The 13,017-nt window shown below is 59.2% G+C and carries 13 protein-coding genes; 10 read left to right on the top strand and 3 right to left on the bottom strand.

The window, feature by feature from the left end:
• A complete protein-coding gene (gene hypA / locus ABLV08_RS08785) occupies nt 1-345 on the bottom strand; it encodes a hydrogenase maturation nickel metallochaperone HypA (protein ID WP_015370023.1) in 345 nt (114 codons plus the stop codon).
• A gap of 212 nt (nt 346-557) precedes the next feature.
• On the opposite strand from hypA, the gene hycA reads away from it, so the two are divergent.
• The 9 genes from hycA (at nt 558) to hycI (ending at nt 8,383) form a co-directional block, all read left to right on the top strand.
• Nucleotides 558-1,007: a formate hydrogenlyase regulator HycA gene (gene hycA / locus ABLV08_RS08780; protein ID WP_015703262.1), complete on the top strand. Its 450-nt coding sequence runs from the start codon at nt 558-560 to the stop codon at nt 1,005-1,007.
• Nucleotides 1,008-1,089: 82 nt separating this feature from the next.
• The gene (locus ABLV08_RS08775; protein ID WP_047044110.1) at nt 1,090-1,698 is read left to right on the top strand and encodes a 4Fe-4S dicluster domain-containing protein; all 609 of its coding nucleotides are present in this window, start codon (nt 1,090-1,092) and stop codon (nt 1,696-1,698) included.
• On the top strand, nt 1,695-3,521 hold the full coding sequence (gene hycC, locus ABLV08_RS08770; RefSeq protein WP_063447791.1) for a formate hydrogenlyase subunit 3: 1,827 nt from the start codon (nt 1,695-1,697) through the stop codon (nt 3,519-3,521). Before ABLV08_RS08775 ends, hycC begins: the two co-directional genes overlap by 4 nt.
• Nucleotides 3,522-3,523: 2 nt before the next feature.
• Nucleotides 3,524-4,447, top strand: a complete 924-nt coding sequence (locus ABLV08_RS08765; RefSeq protein ID WP_045377374.1) for a respiratory chain complex I subunit 1 family protein — start codon at nt 3,524-3,526, stop codon at nt 4,445-4,447.
• Nucleotides 4,448-4,463: 16 nt separating this feature from the next.
• Nucleotides 4,464-6,173 carry a formate hydrogenlyase subunit HycE gene (gene hycE / locus ABLV08_RS08760; protein WP_015370028.1) on the top strand — a complete coding sequence of 570 codons (1,710 nt, stop codon included), beginning with the start codon at nt 4,464-4,466 and terminating at the stop codon, nt 6,171-6,173.
• A gap of 9 nt (nt 6,174-6,182) precedes the next feature.
• Entirely contained in the window at nt 6,183-6,725 is a 543-nt protein-coding gene (locus ABLV08_RS08755) for a formate hydrogenlyase complex iron-sulfur subunit (RefSeq protein ID WP_015370029.1), read from the top strand.
• On the top strand, nt 6,725-7,492 hold the full coding sequence (locus ABLV08_RS08750; RefSeq protein ID WP_032708969.1) for an NADH-quinone oxidoreductase subunit B family protein: 768 nt from the start codon (nt 6,725-6,727) through the stop codon (nt 7,490-7,492). The genes ABLV08_RS08755 and ABLV08_RS08750 overlap by 1 nt, the downstream gene beginning before the upstream one ends.
• On the top strand, nt 7,489-7,899 hold the full coding sequence (locus ABLV08_RS08745; RefSeq protein ID WP_015370031.1) for a formate hydrogenlyase maturation HycH family protein: 411 nt from the start codon (nt 7,489-7,491) through the stop codon (nt 7,897-7,899). Before ABLV08_RS08750 ends, ABLV08_RS08745 begins: the two co-directional genes overlap by 4 nt.
• Complete coding sequence (hycI, locus tag ABLV08_RS08740) at nt 7,892-8,383, top strand: hydrogenase maturation peptidase HycI (protein WP_032715694.1); 492 nt, start codon at nt 7,892-7,894, stop codon at nt 8,381-8,383. Before ABLV08_RS08745 ends, hycI begins: the two co-directional genes overlap by 8 nt.
• 450 nt (nt 8,384-8,833) lie before the next feature.
• Here the strand turns inward: hycI and ABLV08_RS08735 are convergent, their stop codons facing one another.
• Nucleotides 8,834-10,258: a 6-phospho-beta-glucosidase gene (locus tag ABLV08_RS08735; protein ID WP_015703258.1), complete on the bottom strand. Its 1,425-nt coding sequence runs from the start codon at nt 10,256-10,258 to the stop codon at nt 8,834-8,836.
• Nucleotides 10,259-10,284: 26 nt separating this feature from the next.
• Nucleotides 10,285-11,721: a PTS cellobiose/arbutin/salicin transporter subunit IIBC gene (gene ascF, locus ABLV08_RS08730; RefSeq protein ID WP_045377357.1), complete on the bottom strand. Its 1,437-nt coding sequence runs from the start codon at nt 11,719-11,721 to the stop codon at nt 10,285-10,287.
• 267 nt (nt 11,722-11,988) lie between these two features.
• On the opposite strand from ascF, the gene ABLV08_RS08725 reads away from it, so the two are divergent.
• Complete coding sequence (locus ABLV08_RS08725) at nt 11,989-13,002, top strand: LacI family DNA-binding transcriptional regulator (RefSeq protein ID WP_047039474.1); 1,014 nt, start codon at nt 11,989-11,991, stop codon at nt 13,000-13,002.
• Nucleotides 13,003-13,017: the final 15 nt, after the last annotated feature.

Genomic DNA, 13,017 nt, shown 5'->3' with positions numbered 1-13,017 from the left:
TTACTCCAATTCTAAACGCTGAATCTGTAAGCCATCATCCGCCACGATCTGCAACTGGTCGTTATCGCAGTGCGGGCAGCGGCGGACGTGCTGAGAGACAAGATGCACATACTGCTGACAGCGTTCACACCAGCATTCGGCCTGTTGCTCGGCAATGTGCAGCGCGCAGCCTTCCGCCAGCGTGCCGCGGCACACCAGTTCAAAACAGAAGGTGAGGGCGCTGGCCTCCACGCAGGAAAACGCGCCGACCTTCAGCCACACGCCGGTGACCCGGCGCGCGCCGTTTTGCCGCGCCTGTTGCTCAATGATTTCCAGCGCCCGCTGGCTTAGCGTGATTTCGTGCATGTTGGCCTCCGTTAATACTATGGCGGCTATATGCAATAACGATGCCAGGAGACCATAAACGGCGGGGGAACTGTCGATGACGACGACGTGCGGCTGTCATCGACATGTCGTGATGGCGCGCGAGTTTTTAATAATTCCTTTAAATTCAAATAAATAAATTTTGGCATGGAAAATGCTTAACCGGTGCATCTCATGTAACGGGAGGATCCGGGATGACAATTTGGGAATTAAGTGAAAAGGCGGACTACATCGCCGATCGTCACCGCCAGCATCAGGAGCAGTGGCACACCTACTGCAACTCGCTGGTTCAGGGCATCACCCTGTCGAAAGCGCGTCTGCATCACGCGATGAGCTGCGCGCCGGACAAAGAGCTGTGCTTCGTGCTGTTCGGCCACTTTCAGGTATATGTCGCGCTGGCGGAAGGCTTTAACAGCCACACCATCGAATACTACGTAGAAAGCAAAAATGGCGATGACAAACGGCTGATCGCCCAGGCGACGCTGGATGCGGAAGGCGTAATTGACGGTCGCATCAGTAACCGTTCCCGCGAAGCGGTGCTGGAACACTACCTGGCGATCATCGCCACCGTCTATGACCGCCTGTATGAGGCCATGGAGCGTGACCAGCCGGTGGATTTAAACCATCTGGCGCAGGTCCATTAATTATGAAGTGTCGACAAGTGTCGAAACCGACACCTGCGCGGCCTGATTTCGTCAAAAGTGACTTTCACCCGAGGATGACCCGGTGAACCGTTTTGTAATTGCTGATTCCAGCGTCTGTATCGGCTGCCGCACCTGCGAAGCCGCCTGTTCCGAGACGCACCGCCAGTATGGCCTGCAAAGTATGCCGCGCCTGCAGGTCATGCGTAATGAAAAAGAGTCTGCGCCGCAGATGTGCCACCACTGTGAAGACGCGCCTTGCGCCGCGGTGTGTCCGGTCAACGCCATTACTCGCGTTGACGGCGCGGTACAGCTGAATGAAAGCCTGTGCGTGAGCTGCAAACTGTGCGGCATCGCCTGCCCGTTCGGCGCGATTGAATTCTCCGGCAGCCGCCCGTTGGATATTCCCGCCAACGCTAACACGCCGATGGCGCCCGCCGCGCCGCCGGCTCCGGCCCGCGTCAGCTCGCTGCTCGATTGGGTGCCTGGCGTTCGCGCTATCGCCGTGAAATGCGACCTCTGCCACTTTGATGAGCAGGGCCCGGCGTGCGTGCGGACCTGTCCGACCAAAGCCTTACTGCTGGTGGATATTCGCGATATTGCTAAGTCCAGCAAGCGTAAGCGCGAACTGACCTTTAATACCGACCTCGGCGATTTGTCGCTGTTTCAGGCGCAACAAGGGGGCGTGAAATGAGCGTGGTTGCATTAGTGAATCAGGCGGTTGCCTGGTATGCCGCCAGCGCGGTGCTGGCGTTTTTGTTTAGTCTGCGTAAACCGCTGAGCGGCGCGATTGCCGGGATCGGCGGCGCGGTCGCCAGTGCGATGTTAATCGTCGCCGGCTTCTCGGCGCTGATCGCGCCGGAGCGGATCAACGGCGGCATGCTGCAGTATCTGCATCTGGCGATGCGGGTGGGCGGGATTAACGCTCTGTGGCTGTTGGCCATCGGCCTGTCGGCGCTGCCGATTTCGCTGTTTAACATTTCCTGGCATCGTCATCCGCAGGTCAAATCGAATGGCCTGCTGGTTAACCTGCTGCTGGCTGCCGCCACCTGCGCGGTGGTGGTGACTAACTTCGGCAGCCTGGTGGTGATGGCGGAAATCATGGCGCTGTGCGCCGCGTTTCTCACCGGCTGCGCGCAGTCCGGCAAACTGTGGTTTGCGCTGGGGCGTCTCGGTACCCTGCTGCTGGCGTGGACCTGCTGGCTGGTGTGGTCGTTCTACGGCACTCTCGATCTGGCGGCGATTAGCCAACTGGCCGCCGGCGCGCCGCAGAACATGGCGCTGTGGCTGCCGGGTCTGCTCGGTTTTGCCCTGCTCGCCGGGGTGATCCCGCTGCACGGCTGGGCGCCGCAGGCGCATGCGGGCGCCAGCGCCCCGGCCGCCGCGCTGTTTTCAACGGTGGTGATGAAGGTCGGTCTGTACGGCATCCTGACCGTGTCGCTGGCCGGTAGCGTGCCGCCGCTGTGGTGGGGCGTGCTGCTGCTGGTGCTGGGGATGATTACCGCCTTTATTGGCGGGCTGTACGCGCTGATGGAACATAACATCCAGCGCCTGCTGGCTTACCACACTCTGGAAAACATCGGCATTATTCTGCTTGGCCTCGGCGCCTTCGTCACCGGTATTGCTACCGGCAACAATGCGCTGATGGTGCTGGGCTTTATCGGCGGCATGTACCACCTGATCAACCACAGCCTGTTCAAAACCACGCTGTTCCTTGGCGCGGGGGCGGTGTGGTTCCGGACCGGGCATCGCGATATTGAGAAGCTGGGCGGCATCGGTAAAAAAATGCCGCTGATTTCACTCGCCATGCTGGTGGGGCTGATGGCGATGGCCGCGCTGCCGCCGCTGAACGGCTTTGCCGGCGAATGGGTTATCTATCAATCCTTCTTCAAGCTGAGCACCGGCGAGGTGTTTATCGGCCGTCTGCTGGGGCCGCTGCTGGCGGTTGGCCTGGCGATTACCGGGGCGCTGGCGGTGATGTGTATGGCCAAAGTCTACGGCGTCACCTTCCTTGGCGCGCCGCGCAGTCAAGAGGCGGAAAACGCCACCTGCGCACCCTGGCTGATGACCTTAAGCGTGGTGCTGGCCGCCGCGTGCTGCGTCATCGGCGGCGTGGCGGCGCCGTGGCTGTTGCCGCTGGTCGGCCACGTCATTCCGGTTCCGGCGCAGGCCACTAGCGTCGTATCGCAGCCGCTGATCGCCATTCTGCTGATTGCCTGTCCGCTGCTGCCGTTCCTGCTGATGATCTTCTTCAAAGGCGACCGCCTGCCGGCGCGCTCACGCGGCGCGGCGTGGGTCTGCGGCTACGATCATGAACAAGCGATGGTGGTCACCGCCCACGGCTTCGCCATGCCGGTGAAAGAAGCCTTTGCGCCGCTGCTGAAGCTGCGTCACTGGTTGAATCCGGTACGGCTGGTGCCCGGCTGGCAGAACGCCTCCGCGCCCGCGTTGCTGCGCGGCGTGGCGCTGATCGAACTGGCGGTACTGGTGGTGATTGTGATTTCGCGAGGAGCCTGAGAGTGAACCTATTCGTTGCATTAATACAGGCGCTGGTACTGTTTGCCGTCGCGCCGCTGCTGTCCGGCCTGACCCGCGTTGCCCGCGCGCGCCTGCATAACCGCCGCGGGCCGGGGGTACTGCAGGAGTATCGGGATATCCTGAAACTGCTGGGTCGCCAGAGCGTGGGCCCGGACGCTTCCGGCTGGGTATTCCGCCTGACGCCGTTTGTGATGGTTGGCGTGATGCTGACCATCGCCGCCGCGCTGCCGGTGGTGACCGTAGATTCACCGCTGCCGGGGCTGGGCGACCTGATTACGCTTATCTATCTGTTCGCCATCGCCCGCTTCTTCTTCGCCATTTCCGGCCTGGATACCGGCAGTCCGTTCACCGCCATCGGCAGCAGTCGTGAAGCGATGCTCGGCGTGCTGGTCGAACCGATCCTGCTGCTTGGGCTGTGGGTCGCGGCGCAGGTTGCCGGCTCCACCCATATTAGCGCGATTACCGATACCGTTTACCACTGGCCCGCCGCGCGCAGCATCCCGCTGATCCTGGCGCTGTGCGCCTGCGCTTTCGCCACCTTTATCGAAATGGGCAAGCTGCCGTTCGATTTAGCCGAGGCCGAACAGGAACTGCAGGAAGGGCCGCTTTCCGAGTACAGCGGCAGCGGTTTCGCGGTGCTGAAGTGGGGCATCAGCCTGAAACAGCTGGTGGTGCTGCAGATGTTCGTCGGCGTATTTATCCCGTGGGGACAGATGACCAGTTTTAGCGCGCCAGGCCTGCTGCTGGCGCTGGTGGTCGCCATCGTCAAGCTGGTGGCGGGAGTGCTGATTATCGCGCTGTTCGAAAACAGCATGGCGCGTCTGCGCTTTTGTGCCACCTCCCGCGTTACCTGGGCCGGGTTTGGTTTCGCCTTTTTAGCTTTCGTCTCCTTGCTGGTGGCGTGATTAAGAGAATTTGAGCATGTCTGAAGAAAAAATCGGTCAACACTATCTTGCGGCGCTGCACCAGGCCTTTCCTGGCGTGGTGCTGGATGAAGCCTGGCAGACCAAAGATCAGCTTACTGTCACCGTGAAGGTTAACTACCTGCCGGAAGTGGTCGAGTTCCTGTACTACAAGCAGGGGGGCTGGCTGTCGGTACTGTTCGGCAACGACGAACGTAAGTTGAACGGCCACTACGCGGTTTACTACGTGCTGTCGATGGAGCAGGGCACTAAATGCTGGATCACCGTGCGCGTGGAAGTCGACGCTAACAAACCGGAATATCCGTCGGTGACCCCGCGCGTGCCGGCGGCGGTATGGGGTGAACGCGAAGTACGCGATATGTACGGTCTGGTGCCGGTGGGCTTGCCGGACGAGCGCCGCCTGGTGCTGCCGGATGACTGGCCGGATGAACTCTATCCGCTGCGTAAAGACAGCATGGACTACCGCCAGCGCCCGGCGCCGACCACCGACGCGGAGACCTACGAGTTCATTAACGAGCTCGGCAGTAAGAAAAACAACGTGGTGCCGATTGGCCCGCTGCACGTCACCTCCGATGAGCCTGGACACTTCCGTCTGTTTGTCGACGGCGAGAACATTATCGACGCCGATTACCGCCTGTTCTATGTCCACCGCGGCATGGAAAAGCTGGCGGAAACCCGCATGGGCTACAACGAAGTGACGTTCCTGTCGGACCGGGTATGCGGCATCTGCGGCTTCGCCCACAGTACCGCCTATACCACCTCGGTGGAAAACGCGATGGGCATCGTGGTGCCGGAGCGCGCGCAGATGATCCGCGCCATTCTGCTGGAAGTAGAACGCCTGCACTCGCACCTGCTGAACCTTGGCCTGGCCTGCCACTTCACCGGTTTTGACTCCGGTTTTATGCAGTTCTTCCGCGTACGCGAAACCTCAATGAAGATGGCGGAGATCCTCACGGGCGCGCGTAAAACCTACGGTATGAACCTGATCGGCGGGATTCGCCGCGATCTGCTGAAAGAGGACATGATCCAGACCCGCCAGCTGGCGCAGCAGATGCGCCGCGATGTGCAGGAGCTGGTGGATATGTTGCTCAGCACGCCGAACATGGAACAGCGCACCGTCGGTATTGGCCGTCTGGATCCAGAAATCGCCCGCGACTTCAGTAACGTCGGCCCGATGGTCCGCGCCAGCGGCCACGCCCGCGATACTCGCGCCGATCACCCGTTCGTTGGTTACGGTCTGCTGCCGATGGAAGTTCACAGCGAGCAGGGCTGCGACGTGATTTCCCGCCTCAAGGTGCGTATCAACGAAGTTTATACCGCGCTGAATATGATTGATTTCGGTCTCGACAATCTGCCCGGCGGCCCGCTGATGGTGGATGGCTTCACCTATATTCCGCACCGCTTCGCGCTGGGCTTCTCGGAAGCGCCGCGCGGCGACGATATCCACTGGAGCATGACCGGCGACAACCAAAAACTGTACCGCTGGCGCTGCCGTGCGGCGACCTACGCCAACTGGCCGACCCTGCGCTATATGCTGCGCGGCAACACCGTCTCCGACGCGCCGCTGATTATTGGCAGCCTCGACCCTTGCTACTCCTGTACCGACCGCATGACGGTGGTCGATGTACGTAAGAAGAAAAGCAAAGTGGTGCCGTACAAAGAGCTGGAGCGCTACAGCATCGAGCGTAAAAACTCGCCGCTGAAATAAGGAATCGCCATGTTTACCTTTATCAAAAAAGTCATCAAGACCGGCACCGCGACCCACTCCTATCCGCTGGAGCCTATGCCGGTGGATAAAAACTTCCGCGGCAAACCGGAACACAATCCGCAGCAGTGCATCGGCTGCGCGGCCTGCGTGAATGCCTGTCCGTCTAACGCCCTGACGGTAGAGACCGACCTGGCGACTAACCAGCTGGCGTGGCAGTTCAACCTCGGGCGCTGCATTTTCTGCGGCCGCTGTGAAGAAGTTTGCCCGACGGCGGCGATTAAGCTGTCGCAGGAGTATGAACTGGCGGTGTGGAAAAAAGAGGATTTCCTCCAGCAGTCGCGCTTTGCCATCTGTCACTGTCGGGTCTGCGAACGGCCTTTCGCGGTACAAAAAGAGATCGACTACGCTATCGCGCTGCTTAAGCACAACGGCGATACCCGCGCCGAACTGCACCGCGAAAGTTTTGAGACCTGCCCGGAATGCAAGCGTCAGAAATGCCTGGTGCCATCCGATCGTATTGAACTGACTCGCCACATGAGGGAGGCCAGCTGATGAGCAATTTATTAGGCCCGCGCGATGAAAACGGCATTCCGCTGCCGATGTCGGTGGATGAATCCATCGCCAGCATGAAGGCCTCGCTGCTGAAAAAAATCAAACGTTCCGCCTACGTTTACCGCGTCGACTGCGGCGGCTGTAACGGCTGCGAAATCGAGATTTTCGCCACCCTTTCGCCGCTTTTCGATGCCGAACGCTTCGGGATTAAAGTAGTGCCGTCGCCGCGCCATGCCGATATTCTGCTGTTTACCGGCGCGGTGACCCGCGCGATGCGTTCGCCGGCGCTGCGTGCCTGGCAATCGGCGCCGGATCCGAAAATCTGCATCTCTTACGGCGCCTGCGGCAACAGCGGCGGTATCTTCCACGATCTGTATTGCGTATGGGGCGGCACCGACAAAATCGTGCCGGTCGATGTCTATATTCCGGGCTGTCCGCCGACGCCTGCCGCCACGCTGTACGGTTTTGCGATGGCGCTTGGTCTGCTGGAGCAAAAAATCCATGCCCGCCGGCCGGGCGAGCTTGACGACCAGCCAACCGAATTGCTGCATCCCAACATGGTGCAGCCGCTGCGGGTGCGTATCGATCGCGAAGCGCGCCGTCTGGCCGGCTATCGCTATGGCCGCCAGATCGCCGACGACTATATGCGTCTACTGGGGCAGGGCGATAACCAGGTACTGCGCTGGCTGGAAGCGGAGAAAGATCCGCGTCTGACCGAGATCGTCACGCACCTGAATCAGGTGGTCGAGGGGGCGCGTATCCGATGAGCGAGACGGTGGTGTTCAGTCAGCTGAGCCGTAAATTTATTGATGAGAACGACGCGACGCCGGATCAGGCGCAGCAGGTGGTCTATTACAGCCTGGCGATTGGCCACCACCTCGGCGTCATTGACTGCCTGGAGGCGGCGTTAAGCTGCCCCTGGGAGGACTATCTGGCGTGGATCGGTACGCTGGAAGCGGGCAGCGCCGCGCGGCGCAAAATGGAAGGCGTGCCGAAGTATGGCGAGATCGTTATCGACAGCAATCACGTGGCGATGCTGGCTAACGCCTTTGATAAAGCGCAGTCCGCGCAGACCCCGCAGCAGCAGGCGTGGAGTAAAACCCTGCTCAGCATGCTGCACGATATTCACCAGGAAAGCGCCATCTATCTGATGGTGAGGAGACTACGTGACTGACGTTTTACTGTGTGTCGGCAACAGCATGATGGGCGATGACGGCGCAGGCCCGCTGCTGGCGGAAATGTGCGCGGCCAATCCGGTCGGCGGCTGGGTGGTGATTGACGGCGGCAGCGCGCCGGAAAACGATATCGTCGCCATCCGCGAGCTGCGCCCGACCCGGTTGCTGATCGTCGATGCGACCGATATGGGGCTCAACCCCGGCGAAATCCGCATTGTCGACCCGGACGATATCGCCGACATGTTTATGATGACCACCCACAATATGCCGCTTAACTATCTTATCGATCAGTTAAAAGAGGATGTTGGCGAGGTGATTTTTGTGGGCATTCAGCCCGATATAGTCGGTTTCTATTACCCGATGACTCAGCCTGTGAAAGACGCCGTCGCGACGGTATACACGCGGCTTGATGGCTGGCAGGAGCAGGGCGGTTTTGCCGCGCTGGAAGCGGCCGAGGAGCAGGCGTTCCCCGGCTTGCGCTAATGCTTCGCCGGGCTATAAATGGTACGGACCGTTGATATTGTTATCGTTTTGCAACCGTTTGGGGCCGGGAAAAACACGTGTTTTGTGTTAATTCAGAGCACATTGCGCTCCCGATATTTTTTCTGCGTTATGGCTCTCATGGCGCAGGGAGCGCACAGAGGGCGGCCAGTCGCCGCCGCCCTCTGTACTCCCGGGCTCTGGCCGCCAAAATCGCCACTTCGTGGTTCCTTCGACTTATCCCGGCAGGCTTCGGGTCGGGCCGAGGCAGCGTCCGTGCAAAACACGGCCCTCAGCCCGCATCCATGCGGGCTGCCCCGGCCTGCCGGGAACGTCTCAGCGATTTTGAGGCCACCAACACCGGCAGTTTCAGCCAGTGTGGTGAATAAAATAACGGCAGGCCGTACGGACCGTAGGCCGGGTAAGGCGTAAGCCGCCACCCGGCAATACCGGCTATTCCAGATCCGCCCCGTTGCTGGCGATGACCTTCTTATACCACCAGAACGATTTCTTACGCTTGCGCGCAAGCGTGCCGTTACCGGCATCGTCGCGATCGACATACACAAAACCGTAGCGCTTGCTCATCTCGCCGGTGGAGGCGGAGACCAAATCGATACAGCCCCAGCTGGTATAGCCGATGACCGGAATACCGTCATCGATGGCGTCGCGCATCGCCTTGATATGCTCACGCAGATAGCTAATGCGGTAGTCGTCGTTGATTTCGCCATTGGCGTCAATTTCATCGCGCGCGCCGAGCCCGTTTTCCACGAGGAATAGCGGTTTCTGATAGCGGTCATACATCATGTTCATGGTGATGCGCAGGCCGAGCGGATCGATGCCCCAGCCCCATTCGCTGGCCGCAATGTACGGATTCTTCAGCGACTTGACGATATTGGCGGCGTTGGTATTGCTGGCGTTCATCTCCGCTGACGCGCAGCGCGAGGCGTAATAGCTAAAGGAGACAAAATCAACGGTGTTTTTGAGGATTTCGTCGTCGCCCGGCTGTTTGGCAATAGTGACGCCTTTCTCGCGGAATACCCGCGCGGCCCACACCGGATACGCGCCGCGTGCCTGCACATCGATAAAGAACAGGTTTTCACGATCTTTTTCCAACGCCATCCAGACATCTTCCGGCTTACAGGAATAGGGGTAGAAATTACCGCCCGCCAGCATGCAGCCGACCTGGTTTTGCGGGTTAACCTGATGGGCTATTTTTGTCGCCAGCGCGCTGGCCACCAGCTCGTGATGTGCGGCCTGGTATTTCACCTGTTCCTGATTTTCTCCCTCCTCAAACACCAGACCGGCGCCGGAGTAGGGGCTATGCAGCATAATGTTGATTTCATTGAAGGTGAGCCAGTATTTCACCAGACCGTCAAAAGCTTCAAAACAGGTGCGCGCATAGTGGCTGAAAAAATCGACCATCTTCCGGTTACGCCAGGAGCCATATTCCGTTACCAGATGCATCGGTACATCAAAGTGGCACAGGGTGACCAGCGGTTCGATCCCGTACTTTCTGCACTCTTCAAACATCGCGCGATAGAAGGCGATACCTTCCGGGTTTGGCTGTTGTTCATCGCCGCGCGGAAACAGGCGGCTCCAGGCGATAGAGGTGCGGAAGACGCTAAACCCCATCTCCGCCATCAGGGCGATATCCTCTTTATAGCGATGGTAAAAATCGATCGCTACGTGGCTTGGATAGAATTCGTCTTCGCGAAGCGTAAAGCGCTTCTCCTGACCCAGCTTCACCGCCAGGCGATGGGCGCCGTGCGGAATAGTATCTACGGTCGTCAGCCCTTTGCCGCCTTCAAGATAAGCGCCTTCAGACTGGTTAGCGGCCAGAGCGCCGCCCCATAAAAATCCGTGTGGAAAACTCGACATGCGTTACCTCGCGTTCAAAAAAGTGTTCAGGCGTGAGTGGCCGCGCCCTGGCGCTGTCTGGCATCGGCGGCGGCATTTTCTACCGGGATATCTTCAAAACCGAGCAGCAGCGTCAGCACAAAGGAGAGCACCACTGAAAGCGCCATCACGCCAAAGACCCAAACGATAGTCATCGGATTGGCCGGATCGAAGAACTGGACGCTGGTGAACAGCCCCGGTGCCGCCATCGAATGGCTGGCCAGCCCGGCGATTCCCGCCACCGCGCCACAAATAAAGCCGCTGATTAAGCTGGCGACCAGCGGGCGTTTCAGACGTACCGCCACGCCGTACAGCGCCGGTTCGGAAATCCCGGCCAGAATCGCCGATGCCGCCGCCGCCAATGCGGTCTGGCGCAGCTCCGGGTTTTTGGTTTTCCACGCCACCGCCAGCGACGATCCGCCCAGCGACAGGTTGGCGCCGATTTCCGATGGCATCACCATCCCCTCTTTGCCGGTTTCGGCAATGGTCTGAATGATGGTTGGCGTAAAGACGCGGTGCATCCCGGTCATCACCAGCAGCGGCCAGAGTCCGCCCATGATCGCCACCGACAGCCAGCCGAGATAGCTATGAATCGTGTACACCAGCGCGGAGATCGCGCTGCCGATCCAGATACCGAGCGGGCCAATCAGCAGGATCGCCAGCGGCGCGGCAATCAGCACGATCAGCATCGGTTTAAGGAAGTTTTTCGTCACCGCCGGGGTGATGCGATCGACCCAGCGTTCGATATAAGAGAGACACCAGGTCATCACCAGCGCCGGGATCACCGTGTAGGTGTATTTCACCGCGGTTACCGGAATGAAGGCGAACTCAACGTGTTCTCCCTGCGCGGCTTTAGCCATTAATTCGATGAATCCCGGATGCACCAGCACCCCGGCGATAGCGATAGCCAGCGACATATTGGTTTTGAATTTTACCGCCGCGGAAGCGGCAACCATCAGCGGCAGGAAGAAGAACGCGCCGTCGCCGATAAGCGTCAGAATGGTCAGCGTCGGAGAGCCTTTTGGCAACGCGCCGCTCATCTCCAGGATCATCGCCAGCAGTTTGACCATCGATCCGCCGATAATCGCCGGGATCAGCGGCGACATGGTGCCGATCAGCGCATCAAGGATCCCGGCGCCGATGCGTTTTAAGGTCAGCGGCGGTTTCCCTTGCGGCTCCGCCGGGCGCAACTCGCCGGGCAGCAGATTCAGCACCTCGCGATACGCCTGCGAGACGGTATTGCCGATGATCACCTGACACTGGTTATCGCTACGCACGACGCCAAGTACCCCTTGCAGCGCTTTCAGCGCCGGGGCGTCCACGCGTTGGTTATCTTTCACCACGAAGCGCAGGCGGGTCATGCAGTGGGTCACGGCAACGACATTATCTGCGCCGCCGAGCGCCGTCAGGATCTGGTTCGCCAGGGCTGCATAATTTTTAGACATCGGATTTTATCCTGTTTTATCAATAGGGTACTGATTACACGCCAGCGCCTGACGGCGGCTATGCGCGGTATATGCATAGGAAACCGGTTCCACAAAATCATGATTAGTTTCATTGAGTCATACAAGAACTAAAAAAATCACTTTGAAAATTTGTGATTTTGATCGCTTTGTGGGCAGGGGCAGAGCAACATCAGGGCGATGCCGACTGCTGAAAAACAGCGAGACGTGCAGTACACTGCAGGCAACTTAAGTTACAGGAAGAACCCCATGGCAACGATGCTGGAGGTTGCGAAGCGCGCGGGAGTATCAAAGGCGACCGTGTCGCGGGTGCTGTCGGGCAACGGCTATGTCAGCCAGGAAACCAAAGACCGGGTGTTTCAGGCAATTGCCGAAAGCGGTTATCGGCCGAATCTGCTGGCGCGTAATCTGGCGACCAAAAAAAGCCAGACTATCGGACTGGTGGTAACCAACACCCTTTATCACGGCGTTTATTTCAGCGAGCTGCTGTTTCACGTGGCGCGGCTGACGGAAGATCAGGGGCGGCAACTGATCCTTGCCGATGGCAAACACAGCGCGCAAGAGGAGCGTGAGGCGATTCAGTATCTGCTCGATATGCGCTGTGATGCGATCATCATCTATCCGCGCTTTCTTAGCGTCGATGAGATGGATGAGATAATCGACAATCATGAGCAGCCGATTGTGGTGCTGAACCGTCGCCTGCGCCGCCACGCCAGCCACTGCGTATGGTCCGATCACAAAGCCTCGGCGCGGATGGCGGTTGAAAAGTTAATTGCCAGCGGGCATCGCGACATTGCGTTTATCACCGGTTCGCTGGATTCGCCTACCGGGGTTGAGCGTCTCTCTGGTTATAAAGACGCGCTGGCAGGACTGGGGCTTCCCGTGCGGCAAGAAATGATCGTTGAAGGGCGCTGGACGCCACAAACCGGAGCCGCCGCTGTCGAAGCGCTCTGCCAACGCGGCGTCAGTTTCAGCGCGCTGGTCGCCAGTAATGACGACATGGCGATCGGCGCGATTAAGCAACTGCACCAGCAGGGGATTGCAGTGCCGCAGCAGGTATCGGTGATCGGTTTCGATGACATCGCGCTGGCGCCGTATGTGATCCCTTCGCTCTCCAGCGTTAAAATTCCGGTCACCGAAATGATGAAAGAGAGCATCAACAGGCTGATCTTTATGCTCGACGGCGGCGAATTTAAATATCAGCAAACTTTCCCCGGCGAGCTGATTGAACGCGAGTCGTTGGCGCGCGGCCCGCATGCCTGATGTCGTCATCTGTCA

The organism is Klebsiella sp. CN_Kp088 (genome assembly GCF_040064335.1).
GTDB lineage: Bacteria > Pseudomonadota > Gammaproteobacteria > Enterobacterales > Enterobacteriaceae > Klebsiella > Klebsiella aerogenes.
This window is presented reverse-complemented; position numbering and strand designations above follow the sequence as displayed.